This window comes from Acinetobacter sp. M5A5_2a, from assembly GCF_053345265.1.
In genome coordinates, this window is record NZ_JBKEZV010000001.1 from 59,925 (window position 1) to 85,719 (window position 25,795).

Below are 25,795 nucleotides of genomic sequence, written 5' to 3' on the forward strand. Positions count from 1 at the left end.
AATATATCACTTTTCAACCAAAAAACAAGAAAAACATTATATTTATATATATTTTGATTGGTTGTTTCTATTAAGAAAAAATTTGGGAATATATTTTTTATCGGTTGGTAAAATAATGTGTGATTCATTTTTAAAATAAAATGAAAAAACTCGTAATATTTAAGTAATTGTATTTTATTAAATTAATCTAACTTTAAAGAATTTAAGATGAGAGATGTCTATGTTTTTGATTTAACTTAATGTTTTTTAACAATAAAATTATTTTTAATTTATCTTGTGAATATATTTGTTTTTTTAAGAATTTTTTAAGATTCAATTCCTACTGTTTTAGTTGTAATTTAATAAAAGATAATCTGGAGTTCCGTTCCATGAATAGTATGAAGTATAGCTATAAACCTAATTACTTTTTCTTTGCTCATAAGCTAGTTTTGTTTTTAAAGGATTATCTCATTAAGCACCCAACTGAGCAGGAGACAACATTTAACTTACAAACGATTTATGACATCTTTAGTCATGATCTTGCTTCAAGTACAACTAATCTTGAGGGTATCTTAAATATTGCAGATGAATACGTCTTTGAAACAGAAGAAGGTTTACTTCCATTGATCAGTAAACACTCTGTTAATCTCAAGAATCATGTACTTTCTTTGGAATTTTCACCACAAGCTTTGACAAGCTTATTGTCGGGTCGTTCTTTAGTGAACCCTAAAGCAGCTTAGATTCTCTTTTAAGGTAGAGTTAACTCATATAAAATTCATAAAATTTATTTTTAAGAGTGATTTATGAGTAAAGACTTTAAGGCCTTAACTTATATTGCGGATGATAATATAGCAGATACAATGACTTGGCTTTTACATCATCAGGATGTTTTTGATGCTTTTAATTTTGATGTATTGAGCCAAGAGCTGTCTGTAACACATGCAGCAGGAAAAGACATTATTCGAGTCGGGACATTTCTTAATGCCACTTATGGAATTTTAGTTACTTCTATTTAAATAAAAAAGCCCTGATTCTTCAGGGCTTTTTTATTTTACTGCTTTGAGTTATGCGCTCATAGCATTTACTGATAAGTCAGCAACTGTTGGTTTTGGTTTTTCTGCGGTTAAGCCGAGTTTGTTAAACAACGCTTGGTCTTTACCTTCACCTGCATTTGGTGTGGTGAGTAATTTATCACCAGAGAATAATGAGTTTGCGCCTGCCATAAATGCTAATGCTTGATCTGAATCACTTAAGGACTCACGACCAGCGGATAAACGAATATAGCTATGCGGCATAATAATGCGCGCAACAGCAATAGTGCGGATCCATTCAATTACATCCAGCTTTTCAACATCAGCTAAAGGCGTTCCTTCAATTGGAACAAGCATGTTAATTGGTACAGATTCAGGATGAATTGGTAGGGTAGCTAATTCATGTAATAAGCCAACACGGTCTTCACGGCTTTCGCCTAAACCTACAATGCCGCCACTACAAACTTTCATTCCAGCTTGGCGAACATAATCTAAGGTATTTAAACGATCATCAAAAGTACGAGTGCTAATGATGTGTGAGTAGTACTCACGAGATGTATCTAGGTTGTGATTATAATAATCTAAACCAGCAACTTGTAGGCGCTCTGCTTGAGATTGGTTAAGCATGCCTAAAGTCATACAGGTTTCTAAACCTAAAGCTTTTACTTCACGTACCATTTCTAAAACATAAGGCATATCGCGTTCATGGGGGTTACGCCAAGCTGCACCCATACAAAAACGAGAAGAACCTGAATCTTTTGCAGCTTTTGCTTCGCTAATCACTTTTTCTACAGCAATACGTTTTTCTGCTTCTAGTTTTGATTCGTAATGTGCTGATTGTGAGCAGTACTTGCAATCTTCAGGGCATTTACCAGTTTTAATCGATAAAAGGGTGCTGACCTGAATCGCATTGGCAGTGAAGTGCTCGCGATGTACTTGCTGAGCCTTGAAAACTAAATCCAAAAAGGGTTGTTCATATAAAGCTTGGATTTCTTCACGATTCCAATCATTACGTAGAGTCATTGTCATATCCATGATGATGGCATTAATTCACTATACATAATCATACAGAATTCGTATTAAAGCTATAGGGCAAAAAACATCATTTTTTTAATTTCATGACTGAAGTTGATTAAGTTGTTGTTCAATTGCCCAATCAATATGCACGTTGACAATATCATCATGCAAAATCTTGCCATTTTGTAGTTGAGCTACAATTTCCTTTGAATAAGGAGCATTTCCTAAACCGATTGCAATATTACGTTTAAATGACTGATAACCTGTTCGGCGGATTGGACTGCCTTCCGTATTTGCCAAAAACGTAGCTTCATCCCATTGCCAGATATCGAGTAGGCTGATGCTGTCTAAACCATTTCTAGGATTGAAATCACTAATGGACGCAGTTTTGGCAAAACTATTCCATGGACAGATTAATTGACAGTCATCACAACCAAAAACTCGGTTACCAATACCAGCACGTAATTCTTCAGCAATAATTCCTTTATATTCGATGGTTAAATATGCGATACAACGCCGTGCATCGAGCATATAAGGTTCCACAATTGCTTGTGTAGGACAAATATCAATACAAGCACTACACGAACCACAGTGAGAGGTCGTTGGGCCATCAAAAGGTAAATCGAGTGATGTAAATAGTTCACCCAATACAAAAAAAGAACCTGACTTTTTGTGAATGAGCAAAGTATGTTTACCCGTCCAACCCATTCCAGCACTTTCAGCCAATGATTTTTCAAAAATAGGGGCTGAATCAGCGAAAGGACGTGATTCAAAATCACCAACTTTTTCACGAATTCGTGTGGCTAAAGTTTTCAATCTACCACGCATGACCTTATGGTAGTCTCGACCACGTGCATAACGGGCGATAATCGCAGAATTTGGTTCGTAAGGTACATATCGAGGTTTTGGTGACTCAACCAGATAGTTCATGCGAACGCAGATAATACTTTTTGTGCCAGGAACTAATAATGTTGGATCAGCCCGCTTTTCTAGATTTTCCTCTAAATAGGTCATATCTGCATGATAGCCACGTTCAAGATACTCTAAAAAACGTGGCATTTGATCTTGAGCATCTGGTTTTGCAATGACACAATCAGCAAAACCCAAGTCTAAAGCTTGAGCCTTGATCCATGCTTTTAATTCGTGAAGATCAAGTTGTTGCAACGCAATGCGTGATGTATCGGAAGATGTCATAAACCAAAACAGAAGAGGATAATAATATGCAGACGGTAGTTTACCATAGCGATGATATTCAAGCATGGGAGCAACGCTGGTTTGCTGCGCAAAACTCATCATTAGGTTTAATGCAACAAGCGGCTTGGTCAATTGCTCAACAGTTAATTGAACTTTTTAAAGAGCAGTCTATTAAAAATATTGCTGTTTGGTGTGGGCAAGGCAACAATGCTGGTGATGGTTATTTTATAGCAGCTTATTTAAAGCAAGCAGGTTGGAATGTTCAAATCTTTGCATCCGAAGTAGGGGCTTCAGCAGATTTACATCAAGCTGTGCAATTTGCAAAAGATCAACTGGTACAAATTCATCAAGGTTTTGAACTCGCAAAGCATTTTGATTGTCATATTGATGCTTTATTTGGTATTGGTTTAAATCGAGAATTAAACATTCATTGGCAACAGGCTATTCAACAATTTAATGAACAAACTGGCCTAAAAATTTCTGTTGATATACCCAGCGGTTTGCAGACAAATACAGGATGTACCTTACCTTGTGCAATAAGGGCTGATCATACATTTACAGTTTTAGGGCTTAAAGCTGGATTATTTACAGGTCAAGGCAAAGAATACACAGGTGAGCTTCATTTAATTGATTTAATACCTATAGATCAAGGGCTGAAACCGTTAGCTTATTTAACATCAAAAAATATTAAACTTCCTAAGCGATTAGCATTTGGTCATAAAGGGAGTTATGGGCATGTTTTAGTCGTTGGTGGGCATCAACAAATGGGCGGTGCTGTAATTATGGCTGCCGAGGCTGCTTTTCATGCAGGAGCAGGTAAAGTCACGGTGGTTTGTCATCAAAACCATCATCAGGCTATTCTGTCTCGTTCACCAAATATTATGCTCCGTGATATTAATGCCTTAACTGAAAAGTCTATTAAAGATATTTTATCTCAGGTTGATGCAGTGTGTTTTGGAATGGGGTTGGGGCGTGATGATTGGGCACAGCAGATCTACCGACAATGGTTTAATTTATTAAATCAGAGTGAACATCTGGAAATTGTTTTAGATGCAGATGCTTTATGGTTTCTAGCAAAACAGCCTCAAAAATTGAATGCACATATTTATTTAACACCTCATCCTGGAGAAGCTGCAACATTGCTTGAGTGTTCTACTACTCAGATTGAGAATGACCGAATCTCTGCAATTTATGCCTTACAACAAAAATATGCAGGGCAGTGGGTGCTTAAAGGAGCGGGTAGTCTGATTTTAGAAGATGCTCTTTATATTTGTACCCAAGGGAATGCTGGTATGGGAACTGGAGGGATGGGAGATGTGCTAGCAGGAATGATTGCAAGTCTAAAAGCACAATTCCATAAGGCAATTGCATTACATGAAATTGTTACCTTTCATGCTCAGGCTGGTGACCAACTTGCAAAACAAGGTATGCGTGGTTTACAGGCTTTTGAGATGAATCAGGCAATTACTCAAGTCGTGAACTAATAAAGCTTTAACGTCTGCGACTGCTAGAGCGACTTCGTCCACGTGCCATACCACCTAAGGCATTAAGGACCGACAGTTTGCTCATACTTCCAGATGCATGAGCATGGCAAATTGCTGCTGCTAGTGCATCTGCGGCATCTGCTTGAGGTTTGATGGTGAGGTTAAGTAATCGCATGACCATCATTTGTACTTGTTCTTTGTCTGCGGCTCCATAACCTACAACAGATTGTTTAATTTGGCGCGCAGTATATTCTGCAACTTGCAAATCTAAATTGACCAAAGCGGCTATCGCTGCACCACGTGCTTGACCAAGTTTTAGGGCCGAATCGGGGTTTTGAGCCATAAACACTTGCTCAACGGCAGCTTCAGTTGGACCATGAAATTTAACAATACGTTCAATACCAGCAAAGATACGTTTTAAGCGTTCGGGCATTTCCTTAGTTTCTGTTCGAATAGTACCTGCATCGATAAAACGTAGTTTGCTACCATCTTTTTCTATGATTCCATAACCTGTTAAGCGTGAACCAGGGTCAATCCCAATAATCAAAGACATGTGAAGGCTTACATAAATAATTTAAAGCTATTGTTACATACCAAAATATGATCTGCATGAGTTATTTAAGCAAGTCACTAATGAATGGTTATTTTTCGTTTTTAAATAGATTCTATTTGGGTTACTACAAAGAATAGTTTTCAAGATTTCTAAAAAAGATAAAATTCTTTAATAATTGACAGAATTCTAGTTTAGTGGAATATTTATCTATAATTTTGGAATTGGAATTTTGGGTGCATGGAAGATATTAATATCCGTATTGCACAGCAAGTACGTGAACTGCGTTTAGCTCGTGGATATACCCTTGATGTTCTTGCTACACGATGTCAGGTGAGCCGTTCTGCTATTTCATTAATTGAAAGAGGTGAGGCCAGCCCAACAGCGGTTGTCCTTGAAAAGCTAGCAAATGGTTTAGGTGTGCCTTTGACTCAACTCTTCGCTAATCAACAAGGTAATCAATCACCTCAGCCTATTGTTCGGCGTAGTCAACAATCAGAATGGAAAGACCCGGAAACTGGCTATATTCGCCGTCAAATTTCACCTCCAAATTGGAAGTCTTCATTTCAAATTGTTGAAATTGAATTTCCCCCTCACTCACGAATTACTTATGAAATTAGTGAAACCTCTAAGGTGGTACAACAGCAACTTTGGGTAGTTGAAGGGAAAATTGATATTCAACTAGGTGAATCTTCTTATGCTTTAAGCACAGGGGATTGTTTGGCAATGCAACTCAACCAGCCCGTTATATACAGTAATAATTCATCTCAAGTCGCACGCTATATTTTAGTCGTCTCTAGTCAACTCGTCTCTGCCATTAAGGAATCTTTATGACCTTTTCCCTCAATTCTAATTTTCGTTTAATTGATTGTAATGAAGCAGAACATTCAGTGGCTATTTTAGAGATTCTGAATGAAGCAATTATCAATTCTACCGCTCTATATGATTATTTCCCGCGCTCTGAAGAATCGATGAAAAACTGGTTTTCAGTTAAAAAAGAAAACGGTTTTCCCGTCATTGGTATTGTTGATGAGACTGACAAGTTATTGGGTTTTGCGAGCTGGGGAACCTTTAGGGCTTTTCCTGCCTATAAATATACCGTTGAACATAGTATTTATATTCATCATGAACATCGTGGTAGCGGACTAAGCAAAATTTTAATGCAAGAATTGATTGAGCGAGCTCAAGAGGCCGAGTTACATGTATTGATTGGTTGTATTGATGCGACCAATCAGGCAAGTATAGGTTTACATGAAAAAATGGGCTTTACTCACGCAGGCACTTTTAAACAAGTCGGTTTTAAGTTTGGGGAATGGCTTGATGCTGCTTTTTATCAGTTAAATTTGAGCACACCATTTCATCCAATCGATGGATAAATAAAACATCACATTCTAAAAAACAGAATAGTAGCCCAGTCTATGCTTGGGCTATAGAGTTCAACTTATAAGATACCCAGTTGTTCTAAGCCTTTATAAGCAATTTCTTTGCGAATAGAGCTAGGAGTTCCTTTTTTCATTTCTAAATTAAGTGAGAATGCCACAATTTCTCCTTGTGGTTGAACGACCCAGCCTGTTAACCAACCAACTTGTGGCTCAATATCCCATCCCCAACCGCTTTTTGCATAAATTTTACGTCCATTTTTTTCTTCTATGAACACCATTGATTGAACTTGTTCTTGTACATCTTTACTAAATGGAAGCATTTTATGGGCTAATTGATAAGCAAATTGGGTTTCTTGTTGAGGTGTAATTTTTAGAGGACCAACAAGCCAGAAATCATCTACTTTTGAGCCAATGTTAGCATTACCGAAACCAATTCGCTTTACCTCTTTAGACATAAGATCCAGACCAATTCGTCGGGCTAATTCTTGGTAAACTGGGATTGCAGAAGCTTTCATGGCATCACCCAGTGTCATGTCCTTTTCCCAATCAGGAAATAAACGTTTCTGCCCATCCCATTTAAATACTTCAGTTGCAGTTGCCTTATGATGTTCAAGTCCAATTAAAGCATTTAACATTTTAAAGGTAGAGGCGGGAACATAGGCGGTTGATGCTCTTTTAAGATCATTGCCATAAATTTCTTCTGTTTGTCCTCGCTTAATCACCAAAACACCCGTGGTTTGTGCCTGATCAAACAGTGATTTAATTTCTTCTGAATTTTTATTGGCAGAAATAGAGTGTATTTGATGTTGTTTTACTGAATTAGAAGAACAGGCGGATAAAAATAGGATACTTGTTGCAACGATAAGGGCTTTTTTATACATAATCTGACTAAGTTTAATTTAAAGTATTGCTAATTAATTTAACTTGAATAGAACTGTCTTTAGATAGCTAAAATGTAAGCTATCTAGTAAGGTTGATATATCGGTATTGCTTTTAAAGTCCTCTAAAAGTAACGCATAAACAAAGGAATGCTCATAACTTTGCTAAGCAAATAAGACTTTATTTGACTAAAGAAGTGCTTTTTTGAACGAATTCTCAGTTAAATAGAGTAAAAAAATTAAAATCTGATTGAAGTGGCACTTGATAAAGTTGATACAGCACTCATTAATAATAAAGCATGTTTGTTTTTATCGAGTTAAAATCAAATGTACTCCAGTATTGCAGACTCTTGCTGATGCGATAGTTTTTGTTAATTTTTAGAAATTAGACAGAACAATTAGAGCTAAGAGGAATGCTTAATTCTTATTTGCAACTTAGATAAGGTTAGGTCAAATAAAACTGCAATGAATTTTCTTTTTGAGATAGATAAAGTTTTACATGAATTTACTTCTTATTGTAGTTCTGGGCGCGATTGTTGAAATTGCCGTATGGATTGGCGTAGCACAGTTCATCAGTGGATGGTATGTGTTCTTTTGGTTCATTATTGCTTTCTTTATTGGTTTGGGGCTTATTCGCAGAAGTACTGCCGGTATTATGCCTCAATTACAGCAAATGCAGATGACAGGCCAGCTAGGTAGTGATCCAACAGTAACTAAAAAACTTGCTTATGCTTTTGCAGGTTTCTTATTAATGTTGCCGGGTCTTGTATCAGATGTTTTGGCTGTTTTAATTTTGATTCCTGGTGTTCAAACCGCATTTCGTAATATAGCGATGAGAACTCTTGCAAAACGCCAGCAAGCTATGATGAATAAAATGATGGGTGGTATGGGCGGTAATGCTTCGGGACAAAACCCATTTGCTGATTTAATGCGTCAAATGCAAGATATGCAGAACCAGCAGGGTGGTGGTCAAGGCCAATACCATGATTCAAATATTATCGATGGTGAAGCGCGAGACGTTACCCCAGACCACAAAAAAATAGAGCATAAAAATAAAGATTAATAAGTGTATTATGAAAAAGCTTAAACCTCATGGGTTTAAGCTTTTTTTTATTCTTAAATTATTATTTATTCTGGCAATCTGAACTCGATGAATCAATATCATCCATTTCTAATTTAGTTTCTTCTTGTGGTTTCGACTGCGGTTGATATTTATTTGAAGGTAGAGCAGTTTGCTTGTTTTCAGATTGTTGATAACCTCGACTTCGGTTGGCTCTTTCGCGAAAGCCACCTTTATTAATGAGCTGTGTATCTGACATGCATTGACCTAAAATGTGAGATTATTCGCTTATTTTAGCAAATTTGACAAAATATCAAAATAAGAAAAATAGTGCCAAAAAAATAATATTTAACTTATCTTTTTGTATTTTAATAATATTTTTTAATTGACTCAATTGTTCATTCAGATTGAATTATCTTTTCATTTCACATAGGATAAATATAAAGGATGTATAAATTAAAAATGTAGCAAACCTATTAAAACAACAACGGTTGAAATGAGGGAAGGAGGGTTACCTATGCTATATCAATACCATTGTGCGTGTTGCGACAAAGTTGTGGCATCAACTGATAAATCATGTCCATATTGTGGTTCGCAGCATATTCGAAGCCCGTATGGTTTGTGGATATTTTGTGTGATGGCTTGTCTAGCGGTTGTCGTCGTATTTAAAGTTGTCCATATATATGTACAGAACCATCAAGATACTCCTACACAGTCAACAATACTTGATGTGCTAAATCAGGATGATAAAACGACAAGACAATAATTTTGTTCACAGATACAAATGATATGGCATCAAGGATGGTTGCTAGAAGAGTAAACCCTACATACTATGAAATTTGAATTGTAAAAAAGCCCGCTCATTGGCGGGCTTTTTTATGAAATTCTATTAGAGGCCAGCAGCATCTTTAAGAGCTTCAACTTTATCAGTTTTTTCCCATGTAAATGCAGTATCTGATCCTTCGCGACCAAAGTGGCCATAAGCCGCAGTTTGTTTATACATTGGCTGAATAAGATCCAGCATACGAGTAATACCAAACGGTCTTAAATCGAAATGATCACGTACAAGTTGAATAATCAACTCATCAGAAACTTTTGCTGTACCAAATGTATTAATTGAAATTGAAGTAGGTTCCGCTACACCAATTGCGTAACTCACCTGAATTTCACATTTGTCAGCAAGACCAGCTGCTACAATATTTTTTGCAACATAACGACCTGCATATGCAGCAGAACGGTCAACTTTAGATGGATCTTTACCAGAGAAAGCACCACCGCCGTGACGAGCCATACCACCGTATGTATCAACAATAATTTTACGGCCTGTTAAACCACAGTCACCCACAGGTCCGCCAATAACGAACATGCCAGTCGGGTTAATGTGGAATTTAGTAGCAGCATGGAACATTTCAGCAGGAATGATCGGCTTGATAATTTCCTCAATGATCGCTTCTTTAAGCTGGCTTTGAGTAATTTCAGGATCATGTTGAGTAGACAAAACGACTGCATCTAGACGTACAGGCTTGCCATTTTCATATGCAAAAGTAACTTGGCTTTTTGCATCTGGGCGTAACCATGGAAGTGCGCCTGAGCGACGAAGTTCAGCCTGACGTTCCATTAAACGGTGAGCATAAGAAATCGGAGCAGGCATTAACACGTCTGTTTCACGGCTTGCATAACCGAACATCAAACCTTGGTCACCGGCACCTTGATCTTCAGGTTTTTGACGGTCTACACCTTGTGCAATCTCTGGTGATTGTTTACCAATCATATTGATTACAGCACATGTTGATCCATCAAAGCCAAGATCAGAGTGGTGGTATCCAATACCGTTAACGGTATTACGAACAACAGCTTCAACATCAATATTAGCAGTCGTTGTTACTTCACCAGCAAGTACAACAGCGCCTGTTTTTACCAGTGTTTCACAAGCAACACGTGCGTATGGGTCTTCTTTTAAGATTGCATCCAAAATAGCGTCGCTAATTTGGTCGGCCATTTTATCAGGATGACCTTCGCTTACAGATTCCGAGGTAAAAACAGCGTACTCGCGCATGAAAGTCCTATCTTGGTTATTTCAAAAGACATAATATGTTACATCGACTTGAGCTTGAGGACCAGTTCATACTGACCAAAAAGCATGAATTTGTTTCATTTATACTGTGTTTTAATTGATAAGTGTATTAGTAAAATTGATATAAAGAGTATTTGTTTAAAGTATTAGTATTTTAATAATTTGTTGTTAGTACGTTTTTTAGACATATGGTTTAACAAAAAGATGATGTCTTATAAGTCGGATTTTAAAGAAAAGAAACATGATCGATCTAGATAGAGATTTCACAATATTTTATCTATATATCAAAGTCTAATAGAACTGCCTGCTCGCATATTGGAGTAGTATTTAAGAAATGAGCACTGTTTTGTATAACTTAAAGGTGCAAATGTTTTTTGTGTAACCAAGAAACGGTTAAAAATAAAGAAATATACTATGTTGGGGTTTACCCTCAGCCTTTTTTTTAAGACAATATAGCGGCATTGAATTGTTATTCATCTTCTTCTTTTCATCAATCTATTAAAATTGGATTCTGATCTTATGGCGACCCCTTTAAACGAACGTCGTATTGCAAATGCAATTCGTGTATTGGCAATGGATGCTGTGCAACAGGCAAACTCAGGGCATCCTGGTGCTCCAATGGGGATGGCAGATATTGCTGACGTCGTCTGGCGCGAGTTTTTAAATCACAACCCAACTAATCCACAATGGGCAAACCGCGACCGTTTCGTTTTATCAAACGGGCATGGTTCAATGTTGCAATACGCTTTGCTTCATTTAACAGGTTATGATCTTTCAATTGAAGATTTAAAACAGTTCCGTCAATTACATTCAAAAACTCCTGGTCACCCTGAATATGGTTATGCACCAGGTATCGAAACAACGACTGGTCCTTTAGGTCAAGGTATTGCTAATGCTGTTGGTTTTGCATTGGCAGAAAAGACTTTAGCTGCCCAGTTCAATAAAGATGATTTAAAAGTTGTAGACCATTTCACTTACTGTTTCTTAGGTGATGGCTGTTTAATGGAAGGTATTTCTCACGAAGTATGTTCTTTAGCTGGTACTTTACAACTTGGTAAATTGATTGCTTATTATGATGACAATGGCATTTCAATTGATGGTGAAGTAGAAGGCTGGTTCAGCGATGATACGGAAGAGCGTTTTAAAGCCTATGGTTGGCAAGTTCTTCGTGTAGATGGTCATGATGCTGATGCGATTCGTCAAGCAACAATCGAAGCAAAAGCTGAAACTCAAAAACCAACCATTATTATGTGTAAAACCATTATTGGTTTAGGTTCACCAAATAAACAAGGTAAAGAAGACTGTCATGGTGCGCCATTAGGTAAAGATGAGATTACTTTAACTCGTGAAGCATTAGGCTGGAAAGAAGAAGCATTCGTTATTCCTGCTGATGTATATGCTGCATGGGATGCGAAAGCAAAAGGTACTGAATCTGAAGCAGCTTGGGATGCGGTATTTGCACAGTATCAAGCAAAATATCCAACTGAAGCAGCTGAGTTACTTCGTCGTATTAGCGGTGATTTACCAGCTGAATTTGCAGCGCAAGCAGATGCATTCATTCGTGAAACAAATGCGAAAGGCGAGACAATCGCAACACGTAAAGCAAGCCAAAACACATTACAAGCATTTGGTCCTTTATTGCCTGAATTGCTAGGTGGTTCTGCTGACTTGGCTGGTTCTAACTTAACGCTTTGGAAAGGTTGCCAAGGTATTCAAGAGAACCCAGCTGGTAACTACGTATATTATGGCGTACGTGAGTTCGGTATGACTGCAATTGCCAATGGCGTTGCATTACATGGTGGTTTCGTTCCTTACGTTGCAACATTCTTAATGTTTATGGAATATGCGCGTAATGCAGTACGTATGTCTGCATTGATGAAACAACGTGTAATTCATGTTTATACACATGACTCAATTGGTTTGGGTGAAGATGGTCCAACTCATCAACCAATCGAACAAATTGCTTCTTTACGTGGTACACCTAACCTAAATACATGGCGTCCTGCTGATACTGTAGAAACTGCTACTGCATGGAAATCTGCTTTAGAGCGTAAAGATGGCCCTACAGCACTCATTTTCTCTCGTCAAAACTTACCATTCCAAACACGTTCTGAAGAACAAATTCAAAATGTTGCAAAAGGTGGTTATGTTCTTGCTCAAGAAAAAGGCGAATTAAAAGCAATTATTATTGCAACTGGTTCTGAAATTTCTTTAGCAATGGAAGCTTATGCTCAACTTGACGGTGTGCGTGTAGTTTCTATGCCATGTGCAGAAGAATTTATGAAACAAGACGCTGCATATCGTGAAGCTGTATTACCAGCTCATATCCGTGCGCGTGTTGCAGTTGAAGCTGCTCATGTTGACTACTGGTGGAAGTTTGTTGGTCTTGATGGCAAAGTAATTGGTATGACAACTTATGGTGAATCTGCACCAGCAAAAGATTTGTTCCAATTCTTTGGTATTACAACTGAAGCTGTTGTTGCAGCAGTAAAAGAATTAACTGCGTAAATATTGAAGTAGTTTAAAAAAGCGCTCCATTAGGGAGCGCTTTTTTATATTTGAAAGGTTAAATGCTAAGTTCGGTTTGAATATTAATTTGAGAAGTGAGTAACTTATGAATGGGGCAGTTCTCGGCAACTTTTAATAAACGCTTGTGTTGATCTTCACTGAATTCACCTTTGAGTGTGATTTTGCGTTCAATATTATTTTGGCCTTTCTCTGGATCGCCATTCGGGTTTAATGCTAAGTCCACTTGAACATGATCAATCTTGATACCTTTAAGATTCGCATACATCTCTAATGTGATGGTAGTGCAAGCACCTAAAGCAGACAGTAAGATTTGAACTGGGTTTGGAGCAGTATCTAGACCACCTTTGTCTGTAGGCTCATCAGCAAACCATTGGTGACCCGAAGGATCGGTCAGAGTTACTCGATATGGAGTGGAAGTACTTTGTGCTTGAGCAGTATTAGCCATGTTTTACCTTGTTATTGATCAATAAAATCGAAGTAAAAACGAATTAATTTCAGAGTTCGGAAACGGTATGACAACACCGATATCTTATAATATTGTTTTTAAATAATAACTGTAACGCTTTTATTGTTGCATGGATGAAACATATCGTTTTATAAAGAATAGTGAATTAAATTACTTGATGTATACACTAACGACTATATCAATAAAGGATACGAAAAATGCATCTTAAAACACTAAGCTTTGGTTTGGCAGTAGCATTGGCTAGTTCAGTTACTTTAGCTGCGCCAGTGGACTACAAAATTGATCCTACACATACAGCTACTGTTTTCTCGTGGAATCACTTTGGTTTCTCTACTCCAAGCGCTAACTTCTCGGATATCCAAGGTGTAATTAAAGTTGATAATGCTAAACCAGCAAATTCATCTGTTAATGTGACTATTCCTTTAAGCAGTGTAAATACAAATGTTCCTGCTTTAGATAAAGAGTTCCAAGAAGAAGCTTGGTTTAATGCAGCTAAATATCCAAACATTACGTTTAAAAGTACTAAAGTTGAAACTAAAGACAAAAAGCACTTTAAAATTACTGGTGACTTAACTGTTAAAGGTGTAACTAAGCCTGTTGTACTTGATGCTGTTTTAAACAAGCAGGGCGAACACCCAATGGCAAAAGTTCCAGCGATTGGTTTTAATGCTACTACTTCATTCAAGCGTTCTGACTTTGGTTTAGGTAATTACGTTCCGAACGTTGGTGATAAGATCACTGTAAACATTACGACTGAAGCAAAAGTTGATAAAAAATAAGTTTTAAGTTTTCTAAAAGCCCTCATATTTGAGGGCTTTTTTATTATATTGGTTCTTTTTTGTCTGGATCTATAAAGACTAAAGGGACTGAAGGATCAATATTCCTTTTTTCAGATTTTTCTCTGAGAAATTGATAAGTAGGGACCTTCATTTTTGCCTGATCACGCAATTTCTTTTTAATATAAAGAACAAGAGCAAAACATGTCGTTGCAACAGTGAGCATCATCCCATTCATATAGCTCATGATTGAACTTACATAACCAATGGTCGTTAATCGATGCATCATACGTTCAACTTGGGTGCTACTTTCGATTCCGGTAATTGCCCAACTACATAAATGTTCACAGTTATTAATAATTAGATGGTAGTGGTTTTCATGCATACGTGAACGCATTCGGCGCACGACAGCTCTTCCTTTATAGCGTGGCGTGTCATAAGAGCGAACATGTATTTTTTTTCCATGCGAGAATGCATCTATTGAGGTAATTTCAATGGGGCGTTTTTTGATGAAATGCGCTAAGCCTGAATAATGGATGACTCGACCTCTCCCTGCGTATATACCATGATGGCTATAGCCGAGATGCCTTACGATGAGATGAGCCCCTAAAGGGTAGCGCTTATTTGGTTGTTGCATGCTTACGCTGATCCAATAAAGTGTAAAAGGCTTTTATTGAAAAGCTGCTCATCATTATAACCAATATTAGCAATGTGGAGTGTATTGATTACGTCGAATGGATGAGTTTGGTACATATCCAATTATAATTGTATTTATTGTATCTAATTTAAAGATTTAATATGAAGAAAAAATGTCATGTCTGGTGGTATTAAATGAAATGGTTGATGTGGTGCTTAACTATATATGGGCTTCTGATTCAGTCTGTCTATGCGATAGAACACCAGCAAGTTAAAACAGCGGAAGGCGACCAATATGATGTGGTTTCAATTAGCAATTTAAAACAGTTGCGCTTGTTCCTTAAGAATTCTAATAATCAGCAGTATTACAAAAGCTTTAACAATGTTCAGGAACATTTAAAGCAATGTGAGCGACTTTCTTTTGCAATGAATGCTGGGATGTTCCATCCGGGATTTTCTCCAGTAGGGCTGTATGTTGAACGAGCTAAGGTGATTCAGCCACTAAATAAAAGTAAAGGATTGGGAAATTTCTTTTTACAGCCTAATGGGGTGTTAAGTTGGAATAAAAAACAGGCATTTATTTTAACAACGCAGCAATATAGTCGACGAGATTTCGACGTTGATTATGCGACACAATCAGGCCCGATGTTAGTGATTGATGGAAAGATAAATTCCCTTTTTTTACCAGATTCTCAATCAAATAAAATTCGTAATGGAGTCGGTATTAGAAATAATAACCTCTACTTTGTAATATCGAAGAATAGCGTGAGTTTTTACAAGTTTGCTCAGTTTTTTCAAAGAAATCTTAGGGTGGAGCAGGCTTTATATCTTGATGGTTCTATTTCTAGTTTATATGTTCAAAAAGACAAGCGTAATGATCAACAATTTGAAATGGGACCAATTGTTGGTTGGGTAGATCAGACAGAGTGTAGATTAAAGTGAAATATAAAAAAGCCAGTACAAGACTGGCTTTTTAATTAATGGATAGATGGTTTTTGAGTGAGTTCATTTAACTCTTTTCGGCTATAACCACGGGAAATAAGAACTTTTTTTATTCCCTTAATGACATCTTCATCTGTTGCTAGTGCAAGAGCACTTAGAAGTTGTTCATTTGTTTTACATGAGCAGTCATTTTCAACACAAGCAGTTTGGTTTTTATGCTCGTTATGCTGTTGATCTGCTAAGAACAGCTTTTGCCAAAAACTCATAGAGCCTTCATATACAATCTAACATAGCTCGAAATATAGCCAATTTAAAATAAAATACAAGTCTCTATAAGTGATAAATCCACCAATTGAACTCGAGAATTTTCGATAGGAATGCGTGAGTTAAACGAAATTATGACGGATAGATGACTTGATATTTTTTGAAAATCTAAATAGTTAAATAAAAAAACATTAAAAAATAAGGAGGTATGTAACCTCCTTTGATTTTAAATTTACAATGAAAGATTTTGTTTAAATCTTCTCAAGTAATACACCTGACTCAACATGATGTGTATATGGGAACTGATCGAATAATGCAAACTTGGTAATACGATGAGTTAAACCTAATATTTTTAGGTTCTCATACAGTGTATCTGGGTTACATGAAATGTAGATAATACGTTCAAAACCTTGTAAAAGTTTTAAAGTTTCATCATCAATCCCTGCGCGTGGGGGATCAACAAATACGGTATCAAAGTCATAACTTTGGATATCAATATTCGCTTCTTGTAAGCGGCGGAATTCGCGTTCACCCTGATAGGCTTGAGTAAATTCTTCAGCTGAAAGACGGGCTACTTGAATATTATCAATCTGGTTTTGCTCGATATTCCATTGAGCAGCATAAACGGAAGATTTCGCAAGTTCTGTTGCTAGAACACGTTCAAACTTTAAAGAAAGAGGTAGAGTAAAGTTACCATTACCACAATAAAGTTCTAATAAGTGTTTTTTCGATCCTTCAGCTGCATCACACGCCCATTGCAGCATTTTTTTGCAAACTTGTGCGTTAGGCTGAGTAAAACTACTTTCGATTTGTTTGTATTTAAATGAACGATTTAAAAGTTCAAATTCTTCTACGACAAAGTCATCGCCAATAATAATTTTTTGACCACGACTACGACCCATAATCTTAATGTCTAACTTCTCAGCAAGCGCTTTAGCTGCTTGTTCCCATTCTTGATCAAGCTTACGGTGATAGATTAATGTAACTAACATTTCCCCGCTAAGTGTTGCAAGAAAATCAGCTTCAAATAAACGGCTAGAAAGCTTAGGTTCTGCTTTGAGCTCTTCCAGAAGTTTTGGCATTAAATCATTAATGCTTTGGTCTGCAATGGGGAATTCATCAATGCGTAAAACGGTTTTTTGTTTGTCATCATCGTTACGTTCAAACATGGCATAGAACATGTCATTTTCTGTATGCCAGATACGAAACTCAGCACGCATACGGAAATGTTGTTCAGGTGACTCAAACACTTCTAATGTAGGTGGAGTAAATTCAGAAAATTGGGCAGTAATGCGGTCAATTTTAGTTTGAAGTTGTTGATGATAAGAAGAGGTCATAGACAAAGAAAATTTAGACAGAATCAAATAGTGAATGGTATCAAAAAAAACGGGCTTACAGGAGCCAATTTTAGCTAGATATCAATACCGACACGTAGCTAAACCTTAGGTTGATTTAATACACGGCTAATAAATTCTGATTTTATTGCTCTATATTGATCGTGATCTAAATGACTACACTGTAATTTTAATTGATTATATTCATCGACCAGTGCTGGAGAGGCGATAAGCTTATTTCTAAATGTTAAGAAAAATGTGAGCTTTGAACCTGTGACTACAATTTGAAAAGCAACATCATCGTTATTGAGTGACTCAAGCATACAAAGTTCATGTGTTCTCAGCGTGTTTTGTTTTTCTATAAAGTTTAGCCTTTTTAATTGTTCGATTGCGAATTCGAACTGATCAGGCTTAACTTCAATATAAATATCTAAATCACCCTTTGAAATTGCATTCGGTATTGAAGATGAACCAATATGCTCAATTTTGGCAAATGGTAGTAGTTTGGAAATATCTTTTTGGTATAAATTAAAAAGATGAGCGCATTTTTGTTGATATTGTTCTGGTTCTAAAAAAATCATTATTAGAATCTCGAATTGATAAAATTTATATATTTAAGAAAAGATTACTTTATTAAATAAAAAAGCCCAAATGCTAGATTTGGGCTTTTTTAGAAACTTACGTATTAATCAGACATTGTCATTAAGCTTGCGTTACCACCAGCCGCAGCTGTATTCACACTAATTGCACGTTCAATTACTAAACGTTCAAGTGGAATAGTCTCATTTGGCTCAACATGTGTAATACCCACAATTGCACCAGAACGAGTAGCAACTTCTTGCTGTAATGAGAAGATTTCTTCGCGGTTACCATGATGTAAAACTGCATCAAAATCATCTGAACTAATGTTTTTAACCGTAGTAATTGCGGCAAGCACATCTTTCGGCAAGGTTTGTTTATATTTTGCCAATAATGGACTATTTGGCATTACCGCAGCTTGGCTACCAACTGCAAAAATTGCGAGCAATTGATGCAACTGATTTTGTTCTGTGTCAGCGATTGAAAGAACACGGTGACGCGGCAGAATAATATATTGGTTACTTTCTCCGGTAGGACCTTGTAACTCATAAAACTTACCAACACCAAATGGTTCAATTTCGTGATTTGCTTGCGGTAAATGCTGTTTCGCCCAATTTTGTAAGCTCTGATAAACCTCTCGGTTAAAGCCTTCAAAAGCAGTTTGTTCATTTTTCATGGCAAATGGTGTTGCCAATACTTTATTTGAACAATGTTGCATTAAGCGATACATGTAAAGCGGACCACCAGCTTTTGGACCTGTACCAGATAAACCTTCACCACCAAATGGTTGAACACCAACAACAGCACCAACAATATTTCGGTTGATATAAAGGTTACCAACTTCAGCATGTTGAATCACTGTTTGGATCGTTTGATCAATACGGGTGTGTAAACCCATTGTTAAACCATAACCTTTGGCATTAATTCGCGAGATGAGTTGCTCAAGCTCGCCATACTTATAGGTAATGATGTGTAAAACTGGACCAAAGACTTCACGTTGTAAATCATCAAGGTTAGGTAACTCAATTGCTGTTGGTACAACAAAAGTTCCTTTATCTAATTCATTTTGGCTCGTTGCGCCAAACATTAGCTGATGTACTGGATAGCCCTTAGACTTCATTTTTTGGATGTGCTGATCAATCGTCTGTTTTGCTTCAACATCAATAACAGGACCAATATCAGTTTTTAAAATCGCAGGGTTACCTACGCTCAACTGTTGCATTGCACCTTTAAGCATTTTAATAACTGTTGCAGCACTGTCTTCTTGTACACATAAAATACGTAAAGCAGAGCAACGTTGACCAGCGCTATCAAAAGCTGAACTTACAACATCAAGTACGACTTGTTCAGTTAATGCAGATGAGTCCACAATCATTGCATTTTGACCACCAGTTTCTGCAATGAGGGGAATTGACTGGCCATTTTCAGATAAACGTTTTGCAACAGTCTTCTGTAAAATTTTTGCAACTTCAGTTGAACCTGTAAACATGATGCCATCGATACGGCTATCTTGGCTGAGTTGAGCTCCAACTGTTTCACCACGACCTGGCAATAACTGCACAGCGCCATGAGGAATACCAGCTTCCCATAAAATTTGCACTGCTTGAGCTGCAATTAATGGAGTCTGTTCGGCAGGTTTAGCAATAACACAGTTACCGCTGACTAATGCAGCCGCGATTTGGCCTGAGAAAATCGCAAGAGGGAAGTTCCATGGGCTAATGCAAAGTACAGTACCTAAAGGCTGAATGATTGTATTAGCTGGAAGGTTCTCAACTTGAGTTGCGTAGTAACGTAAGAAATCTACAGCTTCACGAACTTCAGCAATCGCATTGGCATAGGTTTTACCACTTTCACGGCAAAGCAATACCATTAACTCTTCAATACGGCTTTCCATCAGGTCAGCTGCACGTTTTAAGTATTGAGCACGTTGATCTTTAGGTGTATTAGCCCATTCAGACTGAGTTTGTTCAGCTGCATTAAGTGCAACTTCTACATGCTTTAGATCAGCTTCTTGTACATGCCCAACAATTTCATCATTTTGTGCTGGGTTTGTAATTGCAACAGAATTACCTTGTTCTAAAGAACCGTTATCTGCCAATAATGGATAGCTTTGCCAAATACGACTACGCAGTTGTTGAGCTGTGCTGTCTAAAGCTTCAAGTGGAGCATCATTAGCTAAATCATATCCTTTAGAGTTTTTACGGAGCGAGCCATACATGTCTAAAGGTAACGGAATAGATGGGTGTTTTAAGCCAACTGAACCTTCAAGTTTGGCTGCATTGCGAATATCGTAAATTGGAGACTGAATCAGATCTTCAACTTTAAGTGTTTTATCGGCAATACGGTTAACAAATGAAGTATTTGCACCATTTTCAAGTAAACGGCGAACTAAGTAAGCCAACAAAGTTTCATGGTTACCAACAGGAGCATAAATACGGCATGGTACGCCTAATTTATTTTGTTCACGTGGGCCAACAACTTGTTCATAAAGTGGCTCACCCATACCATGTAGGCATTGGAACTCGTACTGACCAGCATAATATTTGCTTGGGTCAGCCAAATGATAGATTGTTGCTAACGTTTGAGCATTATGAGTTGCAAATTGCGGATAGATGAACTCTGGTGCTGCAAGTAATTTTTTAGCACAAGCGATATAAGATAAATCCGTATGCACCTTACGAGTGAAGACAGGATAGTCATCCATACCTTCGATTTGTGCTTTCTTGATTTCGCTATCCCAATACGCACCTTTCACAAGACGGATCATGAGACGCTTTTGGCTGCGTTTAGCAAGATCGATAATATAATCAACTACGAAGAAACAGCGTTTTTGGTACGCTTGAATAACGAAACCAATGCCTTTCCAGTTTGCAAGTTCTGGTTCGAAGCAAAGACGTTCAAGTAACTCAAGAGAAATTTCTAAACGTTCTGATTCTTCTGCATCGATATTTAAACCAATATTGTACTTTTTAGCTAAAAGAGCGAGTTCAAATACTTTGCCATAAAGTTCTTGATGAACACGTTCAATTTGCGCGCGTTGATAGCGAGGGTGTAAAGCAGAAAGCTTAATTGAGATACCTGGGCCATCATAAACGCCTTTACCGTTAGACGCTTTGCCAATTGCATGGATAGCTTGCGTATAATCATTGAAGTAACGTTCAGCATCATGTTCGGTTAGAGCAGCTTCACCCAACATGTCGTAAGAATAGCGGAAACCTTTGTCTTCAAGTACTTTTGCATGGTCTACAGCTTCTTCAATGGTTTCACCAGTAACAAACTGTTCACCCATCATACGCATTGCAACATCGACTGCTTTACGAATAATGCCACGGCCACTACGTGCTAAAAGGCCAGTAAGTACACTTGAAAGACTAGTTTGCTTTGGTGTTTCCATGAGCTTACCAGTTAACATGAGACCCCATGCAGCAGCATTTACAAACATTAAGCTGCTTTGGCCAACGTGTTCTTTCCAGTTGCCTTGATTGATTTTATCTCGAATAAGTAAATCACGTGTTGCTGAGTCTGGAATACGAAGCAAAGCTTCAGCAAGACACATTAAAGCCACGCCTTCTTGTGAAGAAAGGGAGAATTCTTGTAGTAACCCTTGAACAATACCTGCTTTACCTGAAGAGGTTTTACGTTCACGTAAGTTATGGGCAAGATTAAAGGCAAGGTCATAAATTTTATGATCTAAATCATCAGATACCGCGGCAGCTTGTAATAGCTCTTCTACAGCTTCTGGTTCAGCACGACGCCAAGCTGTATTAATGCGTTGTTCAAACTCACTTTTATCGTTGAATTCGGTGATATAGCCTTGGTGAGATTTATCCATTTGATGAAAAGTATCCATTGTATTCATATCTGTTTCCGCCAACTAGCTCTCGTACTATTTATCTTGAGTAGAGAGGTTTAGATAATTTATCATTACAGAAGAAACACCGAATAACTCACTATATTTATCCAATTTTTTAGAGGAAAATTCAGATGAATGGCCCATTATTAAGCCTTGATCGCACTGATTTAAAAATTTTGGATATTCTTCAAACAGATGGGCGTATTTCAAACAGTAAATTAGCCGAACTTGTGAATTTATCTCCAACTGCTGTGATGGCACGAGTCCAAAAGCTAACGAAGGATGAATTCATCTTGGGATATGAGGCTAAGTTAAACCCTGTTAAGTTAAATGCTAATTTTTTGGTGTTTGTTGAAGTATTACTGGATAAAACGACACCTAATGTTTTAGATGAGTTTATTGATGCTGTGGTGCATTATCCGGAAATTGTTGAGTGCCATATGGTCAGTGGGGGCTTCGATTTTTTAATTAAATTACGAAGTGCCAGTATGGAAGAGTTTAGACGTATTGCAGGGCAAGTGTTATGGCAGTTACCTGGGGTAAAAGAAACCCGTAGTTACCCAGTGATGCAAGTTGTGAAGGATACTTCAAAAATTAAAATCAAAACTAAAAATAAATAAAGGGGCCGAAGCCCCTTAGTTTATTTAGATGGATTATACGCTTTCTTTGTAGAGTTTATCTGCTTGTTCAAAGCGTCCAGTTACTGTCGTATTTGGCGCTTTAGTTAAAAGACTCACAACAACGATGCTGATAAATGCAAGGATAAAGCCAGGAATAATTTCGTAAACACCAGTGTCTGCGAAAAGATTTTTCCAGCCAATAACCACAACTGCACCAACGATCATACCCGCTAAAGCACCTTGTAAATTCATACGTTTCCAGAACAATGACAAGATGATAAGCGGACCAAACGCTGCACCGAAGCCAGCCCATGCATAAGCAACAAGACCAAGAACCTTACTGTCTGGGTTACCTGCAAGAGCAATGGCAAGAACAGCAATGACAAGAACCATTACACGGCCAACCCATACAAGTTCTTTTTGAGATGCATTTTTACGAAAGAAACCTTTGTATAAATCTTCAGTTAAAGCACTTGAACATACCAAAAGTTGACAGCTTAACGTGCTCATAACAGCAGCTAAAATTGCAGCCAAAATGATACCTACAATCCATGGATTGAATAAAATTTTAGTCAATTCCATAAAGACAGTTTCAGGGTTTTTGCTCACAACTGCCGCTAATTCAGGGTGTTGCTCAAAATAAGCAATACCGAAGAAACCAGCGCCTACAGCACCCATTAAGCATAAAATCATCCATGTCATACCGATACGGCGTGCAGCAGGAATAGATTTTACTGAATCAGCCGCCATGAAACGCACAAGGATGTGTGGTTGACCGAAGTAACCAAGACCCCACGCCATGGAGGATAAAACTGCTACCACGCCAAAATCTGAGATGAGATTAAATGCATGCGGACGTGCAGTCTCAATGAGGGTAACAAAATGAGTTGTGTCCCCGATCGCAAGGTAAGTCACGATTGGCGTTAATATCAGGGCAAAAATCATCAATCCAGCTTGGAATGTATCAGTCCAGCTAATTGCTAAGAATCCACCGATACAAACATAACTGATGGTCGCAATAGCACTAAGCCAAATTGCAGTGTTGTATGACATACCGAATAAATTTTCAAATAAACGGGCGCCCGCCACCATGCCTGAAGCACAGTAAATAGCGAAGAAAACCAAGATGATAACGGCAGAGAAAATACGAAGTACTTTTTTCTGGTCATCAAAACGGCTTGTAAAATAATCTGGCAAAGTTAATGCATTGTTTTGAATTTCAGTATGAACGCGTAATCGACCAGCAACCAGTAGCCAGTTAAGCCAAGCACCGATAATAAGACCAATTGCAATCCAAGCTTCAGATAAACCAGAAAGATAAATTGCTCCTGGTAAGCCCATGAGTAGCCAGCCACTCATGTCTGATGCGCCTGCGGATAACGCAGTAACGAAACTGCCTAAACTACGACCACCAAGAATATAATCTGAGAAGTCGCTTGTAGCACGGTAGGCAAATAAGCCAATAAGTACCATTGCTACGATGTACACCATAAACATGATGAGGGTGGGATCAAAATAACTCATGATGGATGTGTGTCCTTATATCCATAATCCGTGATTGTAACCTAATCCAGGTCGCTGTTTTCTTGTACGGCATTCAAGAGGTTGAGATTCAACCACAAAAGAATTTTTTTGCTCTGTTATTTTTATATTATATTTTTGTATCTTTGTGTAAACCAGTGTAATTTAAATTACAATCTAAAAAATACATTATTAATCATTTACTTATAATTTTTTAATATTCTGTTTTTTTTAATTTTCTTGAGAAGAATAAATTTTTTAAAAAAATAACTCTATTTTTAGTTACAAAGTGAGTGGAGGGAAAAATTTTATTGTGCGAAATTAGAACAAAGTTAGAAAATTTGACAAAATTTTGTCCAAAAAATAATAATTTTTATTCAAATTAAATTGATTTTGTACTTAAAAATAGGAGTCAATTGGTTAAATTCTTAAAAAGTTCATGCATTCCTTGAGTAGCTGACATCTTTAACAATTCGTATTGTTGGGGAACACGCACATGATCTGCTTTGGGGTCTATATAGTAAGCTTTACATTGAGCTGCAATTTCATGCACTAAACCTGCAACAGGATATACGCTTAATGTCGACCCGATTACAATAAAAATGTCTGCACTTTGCACGACTCTAATTGCTTCTTCATAAGCAGGTACAGCTTCACCAAACCAAACAACATGTGGACGAAGAGGATATCCATCTGGGCAAAGGTCGTGTTCTAAATCTAATTTCCAACCGTTAATGTCATAAAACTGAGTTGTGAATTGTGCCTTTGGCCCCGAGCTTTTTGCTAACCGAATGTTTCCATGCAAATGTAAAACGTTGGAACTTCCTGCGCGTTCATGCAAATCATCAATGTTTTGAGTAATAACTTGTACTTCAAAATAATCTTGTAGTTTAGAAATATATTGATGAGCTTGATTAGGTTGAGATTCTAAAATATTTTTGCGTCTTTCATTATAAAAGCGTTGAACTAAAGCAGGGTTCTTTTGCCATGCTTCAGGTGTGGCAACTTGCTGAATGTCATAATTTTCCCATAGACCATTACTGTCACGAAAAGTGCTAATTCCACTTTCGGCACTCATACCCGCGCCAGAGAATACAACAAGTTTTGTCATATAGGTCACCGAATCAGATAACTGATTTTAAATTAACTGCATAAACAAAGAAAAAAACCAGTCTAAATCTAAACTGGTTTTTATTAAATCTTGAAAACTATACCTATCTTATAGGCCAGCTTCATATTCTGCATTTGTTAAAAGTTTTTCAACATCTGCAATATTGTCTGGTTTGATTTTATAAATCCAGCCTTTGCCGTATGGATCGTCATTTACAAAATCAGGATCATCTTCAAGGTCAGTATTTACTTCTACTACAGTGCCTGAAACAGGAGCATGGATATCTGAAGCAGTTTTCACTGATTCAACAACTCCAGCTTGTTCGCCAGCTGTAACTTGACTACCAACTTCAGGAGTTTCGACATACACCAAATCGCCAAGCTCATCTTGTGCGTGGTCAGTAATCCCTGTAATAACAAGATCACCTTCAATTTTTACCCACTCATGTGTACGTGCATACTTCAGTTCCGAAGGGTGATTCATGGTAACTCCTTAAGCTTGTGTCCAATAGTTTT

The 25,795-nt window shown here is 37.4% G+C and carries 26 protein-coding genes; 11 read left to right on the plus strand and 15 right to left on the minus strand.

Annotated features, from left to right (window positions below):
* The first annotated feature begins 368 nt into the window (after positions 1 to 368).
* Both ACLBWE_RS00285 and ACLBWE_RS00290 read left to right on the plus strand, forming a co-directional pair.
* Positions 369 to 719 (plus strand): hypothetical protein, encoded by a 351-nt coding sequence (locus ACLBWE_RS00285; protein WP_003651376.1) that lies wholly within the window; start codon positions 369 to 371, stop codon positions 717 to 719.
* 63 nt (positions 720 to 782) lie between these two features.
* Positions 783 to 995 carry a hypothetical protein gene (locus tag ACLBWE_RS00290; protein ID WP_447600443.1) on the plus strand — a complete coding sequence of 71 codons (213 nt, stop codon included), beginning with the start codon at positions 783 to 785 and terminating at the stop codon, positions 993 to 995.
* 48 nt (positions 996 to 1,043) lie between these two features.
* On the opposite strand, the gene bioB is transcribed toward ACLBWE_RS00290, so the two are convergent.
* Positions 1,044 to 2,033 carry a biotin synthase BioB gene (gene bioB / locus ACLBWE_RS00295; RefSeq protein WP_209733422.1) on the minus strand — a complete coding sequence of 330 codons (990 nt, stop codon included), beginning with the start codon at positions 2,031 to 2,033 and terminating at the stop codon, positions 1,044 to 1,046.
* 93 nt (positions 2,034 to 2,126) lie between these two features.
* A complete protein-coding gene (gene queG, locus ACLBWE_RS00300) occupies positions 2,127 to 3,221 on the minus strand; it encodes a tRNA epoxyqueuosine(34) reductase QueG (protein WP_447600956.1) in 1,095 nt (364 codons plus the stop codon).
* A 26-nt stretch (positions 3,222 to 3,247) separates the two neighbouring features.
* On the opposite strand from queG, the gene ACLBWE_RS00305 reads away from it, so the two are divergent.
* A complete protein-coding gene (locus tag ACLBWE_RS00305; protein ID WP_447600445.1) occupies positions 3,248 to 4,705 on the plus strand; it encodes an NAD(P)H-hydrate dehydratase in 1,458 nt (485 codons plus the stop codon).
* Positions 4,706 to 4,712: 7 nt separating this feature from the next.
* Here ACLBWE_RS00305 and ruvC read toward each other — a convergent pair whose 3' ends face one another.
* Positions 4,713 to 5,258 carry a crossover junction endodeoxyribonuclease RuvC gene (ruvC, locus tag ACLBWE_RS00310; RefSeq protein WP_003651385.1) on the minus strand — a complete coding sequence of 182 codons (546 nt, stop codon included), beginning with the start codon at positions 5,256 to 5,258 and terminating at the stop codon, positions 4,713 to 4,715.
* Between the two features lie 237 nt (positions 5,259 to 5,495).
* Between ruvC and ACLBWE_RS00315 the strand changes: the two genes are divergently transcribed.
* Together ACLBWE_RS00315 and ACLBWE_RS00320 are read left to right on the plus strand one after the other, a co-directional pair.
* A complete protein-coding gene (locus tag ACLBWE_RS00315) occupies positions 5,496 to 6,089 on the plus strand; it encodes a helix-turn-helix domain-containing protein (protein ID WP_447600448.1) in 594 nt (197 codons plus the stop codon).
* A complete protein-coding gene (locus tag ACLBWE_RS00320; protein WP_447600450.1) occupies positions 6,086 to 6,631 on the plus strand; it encodes an N-acetyltransferase family protein in 546 nt (181 codons plus the stop codon). The genes ACLBWE_RS00315 and ACLBWE_RS00320 overlap by 4 nt, the downstream gene beginning before the upstream one ends.
* 65 nt (positions 6,632 to 6,696) lie before the next feature.
* Here the strand turns inward: ACLBWE_RS00320 and blaOXA are convergent, their stop codons facing one another.
* Positions 6,697 to 7,518 (minus strand): OXA-213 family carbapenem-hydrolyzing class D beta-lactamase, encoded by an 822-nt coding sequence (gene blaOXA / locus ACLBWE_RS00325; protein WP_348949495.1) that lies wholly within the window; start codon positions 7,516 to 7,518, stop codon positions 6,697 to 6,699.
* A 496-nt stretch (positions 7,519 to 8,014) separates the two neighbouring features.
* Here blaOXA and ACLBWE_RS00330 point away from each other — a divergent pair, with 496 nt between their 5' ends.
* Positions 8,015 to 8,578: an FxsA family protein gene (locus ACLBWE_RS00330; RefSeq protein ID WP_017390537.1), complete on the plus strand. Its 564-nt coding sequence runs from the start codon at positions 8,015 to 8,017 to the stop codon at positions 8,576 to 8,578.
* 61 nt (positions 8,579 to 8,639) lie between these two features.
* Here the strand turns inward: ACLBWE_RS00330 and ACLBWE_RS00335 are convergent, their stop codons facing one another.
* On the minus strand, positions 8,640 to 8,834 hold the full coding sequence (locus ACLBWE_RS00335; RefSeq protein ID WP_080026927.1) for a hypothetical protein: 195 nt from the start codon (positions 8,832 to 8,834) through the stop codon (positions 8,640 to 8,642).
* 258 nt (positions 8,835 to 9,092) lie between these two features.
* Between ACLBWE_RS00335 and ACLBWE_RS00340 the strand changes: the two genes are divergently transcribed.
* Entirely contained in the window at positions 9,093 to 9,341 is a 249-nt protein-coding gene (locus ACLBWE_RS00340) for a hypothetical protein (RefSeq protein WP_005041172.1), read from the plus strand.
* 123 nt (positions 9,342 to 9,464) lie between these two features.
* Here the strand turns inward: ACLBWE_RS00340 and metK are convergent, their stop codons facing one another.
* On the minus strand, positions 9,465 to 10,631 hold the full coding sequence (metK, locus tag ACLBWE_RS00345) for a methionine adenosyltransferase (RefSeq protein ID WP_016138342.1): 1,167 nt from the start codon (positions 10,629 to 10,631) through the stop codon (positions 9,465 to 9,467).
* Between the two features lie 537 nt (positions 10,632 to 11,168).
* Between metK and tkt the strand changes: the two genes are divergently transcribed.
* Positions 11,169 to 13,157: a transketolase gene (gene tkt, locus ACLBWE_RS00350; protein ID WP_133746192.1), complete on the plus strand. Its 1,989-nt coding sequence runs from the start codon at positions 11,169 to 11,171 to the stop codon at positions 13,155 to 13,157.
* A gap of 58 nt (positions 13,158 to 13,215) precedes the next feature.
* Here tkt and ACLBWE_RS00355 read toward each other — a convergent pair whose 3' ends face one another.
* Positions 13,216 to 13,623, minus strand: a complete 408-nt coding sequence (locus ACLBWE_RS00355; RefSeq protein ID WP_017389479.1) for an OsmC family protein — start codon at positions 13,621 to 13,623, stop codon at positions 13,216 to 13,218.
* A gap of 218 nt (positions 13,624 to 13,841) precedes the next feature.
* Here ACLBWE_RS00355 and ACLBWE_RS00360 point away from each other — a divergent pair, with 218 nt between their 5' ends.
* Positions 13,842 to 14,423 (plus strand): YceI family protein, encoded by a 582-nt coding sequence (locus ACLBWE_RS00360; RefSeq protein WP_005041161.1) that lies wholly within the window; start codon positions 13,842 to 13,844, stop codon positions 14,421 to 14,423.
* Between the two features lie 43 nt (positions 14,424 to 14,466).
* Here the strand turns inward: ACLBWE_RS00360 and ACLBWE_RS00365 are convergent, their stop codons facing one another.
* The gene (locus ACLBWE_RS00365) at positions 14,467 to 15,057 is read right to left on the minus strand and encodes a lecithin retinol acyltransferase family protein (protein WP_004642591.1); all 591 of its coding nucleotides are present in this window, start codon (positions 15,055 to 15,057) and stop codon (positions 14,467 to 14,469) included.
* A gap of 194 nt (positions 15,058 to 15,251) precedes the next feature.
* Here ACLBWE_RS00365 and ACLBWE_RS00370 point away from each other — a divergent pair, with 194 nt between their 5' ends.
* Positions 15,252 to 15,998 carry a phosphodiester glycosidase family protein gene (locus ACLBWE_RS00370; RefSeq protein WP_447600455.1) on the plus strand — a complete coding sequence of 249 codons (747 nt, stop codon included), beginning with the start codon at positions 15,252 to 15,254 and terminating at the stop codon, positions 15,996 to 15,998.
* A gap of 35 nt (positions 15,999 to 16,033) precedes the next feature.
* On the opposite strand, the gene ACLBWE_RS00375 is transcribed toward ACLBWE_RS00370, so the two are convergent.
* From ACLBWE_RS00375 to putA, 4 genes are all read right to left on the minus strand, one after another.
* Positions 16,034 to 16,264, minus strand: a complete 231-nt coding sequence (locus ACLBWE_RS00375) for a hypothetical protein (RefSeq protein ID WP_003651412.1) — start codon at positions 16,262 to 16,264, stop codon at positions 16,034 to 16,036.
* Positions 16,265 to 16,513: 249 nt separating this feature from the next.
* On the minus strand, positions 16,514 to 17,599 hold the full coding sequence (gene trmA / locus ACLBWE_RS00380) for a tRNA (uridine(54)-C5)-methyltransferase TrmA (RefSeq protein WP_003651414.1): 1,086 nt from the start codon (positions 17,597 to 17,599) through the stop codon (positions 16,514 to 16,516).
* A 98-nt stretch (positions 17,600 to 17,697) separates the two neighbouring features.
* Entirely contained in the window at positions 17,698 to 18,177 is a 480-nt protein-coding gene (locus ACLBWE_RS00385) for a GrpB family protein (RefSeq protein WP_447600458.1), read from the minus strand.
* A 104-nt stretch (positions 18,178 to 18,281) separates the two neighbouring features.
* Entirely contained in the window at positions 18,282 to 22,034 is a 3,753-nt protein-coding gene (gene putA, locus ACLBWE_RS00390; RefSeq protein ID WP_447600460.1) for a trifunctional transcriptional regulator/proline dehydrogenase/L-glutamate gamma-semialdehyde dehydrogenase, read from the minus strand.
* A 125-nt stretch (positions 22,035 to 22,159) separates the two neighbouring features.
* Here putA and ACLBWE_RS00395 point away from each other — a divergent pair, with 125 nt between their 5' ends.
* Positions 22,160 to 22,648, plus strand: coding sequence for an Lrp/AsnC ligand binding domain-containing protein (locus ACLBWE_RS00395; protein WP_003651419.1), 489 nt, complete (start codon positions 22,160 to 22,162; stop codon positions 22,646 to 22,648).
* A gap of 33 nt (positions 22,649 to 22,681) precedes the next feature.
* On the opposite strand, the gene putP is transcribed toward ACLBWE_RS00395, so the two are convergent.
* From putP to gcvH, 3 genes are all read right to left on the minus strand, one after another.
* Entirely contained in the window at positions 22,682 to 24,172 is a 1,491-nt protein-coding gene (putP, locus tag ACLBWE_RS00400; protein ID WP_045432757.1) for a sodium/proline symporter PutP, read from the minus strand.
* Positions 24,173 to 24,581: 409 nt separating this feature from the next.
* Positions 24,582 to 25,289, minus strand: coding sequence for an SIR2 family NAD-dependent protein deacylase (locus ACLBWE_RS00405; protein ID WP_348949480.1), 708 nt, complete (start codon positions 25,287 to 25,289; stop codon positions 24,582 to 24,584).
* 99 nt (positions 25,290 to 25,388) lie between these two features.
* Complete coding sequence (gene gcvH / locus ACLBWE_RS00410; RefSeq protein WP_003651425.1) at positions 25,389 to 25,763, minus strand: glycine cleavage system protein GcvH; 375 nt, start codon at positions 25,761 to 25,763, stop codon at positions 25,389 to 25,391.
* Between the last annotated feature and the right edge of the window lie 32 nt (positions 25,764 to 25,795).

Bases quoted from the DNA above. Each gene is read 5' to 3' on its own strand.
- ACLBWE_RS00285 (WP_003651376.1), top strand. From the start codon at position 369: ATGAATAGTATGAAGTATAGCTATAAACCTAATTACTTTTTCTTTGCT.
- ACLBWE_RS00290 (WP_447600443.1), top strand. From the start codon at position 783: ATGAGTAAAGACTTTAAGGCCTTAACTTATATTGCGGATGATAATATA.
- bioB (WP_209733422.1), bottom strand. From the start codon at position 2,033: ATGACTCTACGTAATGATTGGAATCGTGAAGAAATCCAAGCTTTATAT.
- queG (WP_447600956.1), bottom strand. From the start codon at position 3,221: ATGACATCTTCCGATACATCACGCATTGCGTTGCAACAACTTGATCTT.
- ACLBWE_RS00305 (WP_447600445.1), top strand. From the start codon at position 3,248: ATGCAGACGGTAGTTTACCATAGCGATGATATTCAAGCATGGGAGCAA.
- ruvC (WP_003651385.1), bottom strand. From the start codon at position 5,258: ATGTCTTTGATTATTGGGATTGACCCTGGTTCACGCTTAACAGGTTAT.
- ACLBWE_RS00315 (WP_447600448.1), top strand. From the start codon at position 5,496: ATGGAAGATATTAATATCCGTATTGCACAGCAAGTACGTGAACTGCGT.
- ACLBWE_RS00320 (WP_447600450.1), top strand. From the start codon at position 6,086: ATGACCTTTTCCCTCAATTCTAATTTTCGTTTAATTGATTGTAATGAA.
- blaOXA (WP_348949495.1), bottom strand. From the start codon at position 7,518: ATGTATAAAAAAGCCCTTATCGTTGCAACAAGTATCCTATTTTTATCC.
- ACLBWE_RS00330 (WP_017390537.1), top strand. From the start codon at position 8,015: ATGAATTTACTTCTTATTGTAGTTCTGGGCGCGATTGTTGAAATTGCC.
- ACLBWE_RS00335 (WP_080026927.1), bottom strand. From the start codon at position 8,834: ATGTCAGATACACAGCTCATTAATAAAGGTGGCTTTCGCGAAAGAGCC.
- ACLBWE_RS00340 (WP_005041172.1), top strand. From the start codon at position 9,093: ATGCTATATCAATACCATTGTGCGTGTTGCGACAAAGTTGTGGCATCA.
- metK (WP_016138342.1), bottom strand. From the start codon at position 10,631: ATGCGCGAGTACGCTGTTTTTACCTCGGAATCTGTAAGCGAAGGTCAT.
- tkt (WP_133746192.1), top strand. From the start codon at position 11,169: ATGGCGACCCCTTTAAACGAACGTCGTATTGCAAATGCAATTCGTGTA.
- ACLBWE_RS00355 (WP_017389479.1), bottom strand. From the start codon at position 13,623: ATGGCTAATACTGCTCAAGCACAAAGTACTTCCACTCCATATCGAGTA.
- ACLBWE_RS00360 (WP_005041161.1), top strand. From the start codon at position 13,842: ATGCATCTTAAAACACTAAGCTTTGGTTTGGCAGTAGCATTGGCTAGT.
- ACLBWE_RS00365 (WP_004642591.1), bottom strand. From the start codon at position 15,057: ATGCAACAACCAAATAAGCGCTACCCTTTAGGGGCTCATCTCATCGTA.
- ACLBWE_RS00370 (WP_447600455.1), top strand. From the start codon at position 15,252: ATGAAATGGTTGATGTGGTGCTTAACTATATATGGGCTTCTGATTCAG.
- ACLBWE_RS00375 (WP_003651412.1), bottom strand. From the start codon at position 16,264: ATGAGTTTTTGGCAAAAGCTGTTCTTAGCAGATCAACAGCATAACGAG.
- trmA (WP_003651414.1), bottom strand. From the start codon at position 17,599: ATGACCTCTTCTTATCATCAACAACTTCAAACTAAAATTGACCGCATT.
- ACLBWE_RS00385 (WP_447600458.1), bottom strand. From the start codon at position 18,177: ATGATTTTTTTAGAACCAGAACAATATCAACAAAAATGCGCTCATCTT.
- putA (WP_447600460.1), bottom strand. From the start codon at position 22,034: ATGAATACAATGGATACTTTTCATCAAATGGATAAATCTCACCAAGGC.
- ACLBWE_RS00395 (WP_003651419.1), top strand. From the start codon at position 22,160: ATGAATGGCCCATTATTAAGCCTTGATCGCACTGATTTAAAAATTTTG.
- putP (WP_045432757.1), bottom strand. From the start codon at position 24,172: ATGAGTTATTTTGATCCCACCCTCATCATGTTTATGGTGTACATCGTA.
- gcvH (WP_003651425.1), bottom strand. From the start codon at position 25,763: ATGAATCACCCTTCGGAACTGAAGTATGCACGTACACATGAGTGGGTA.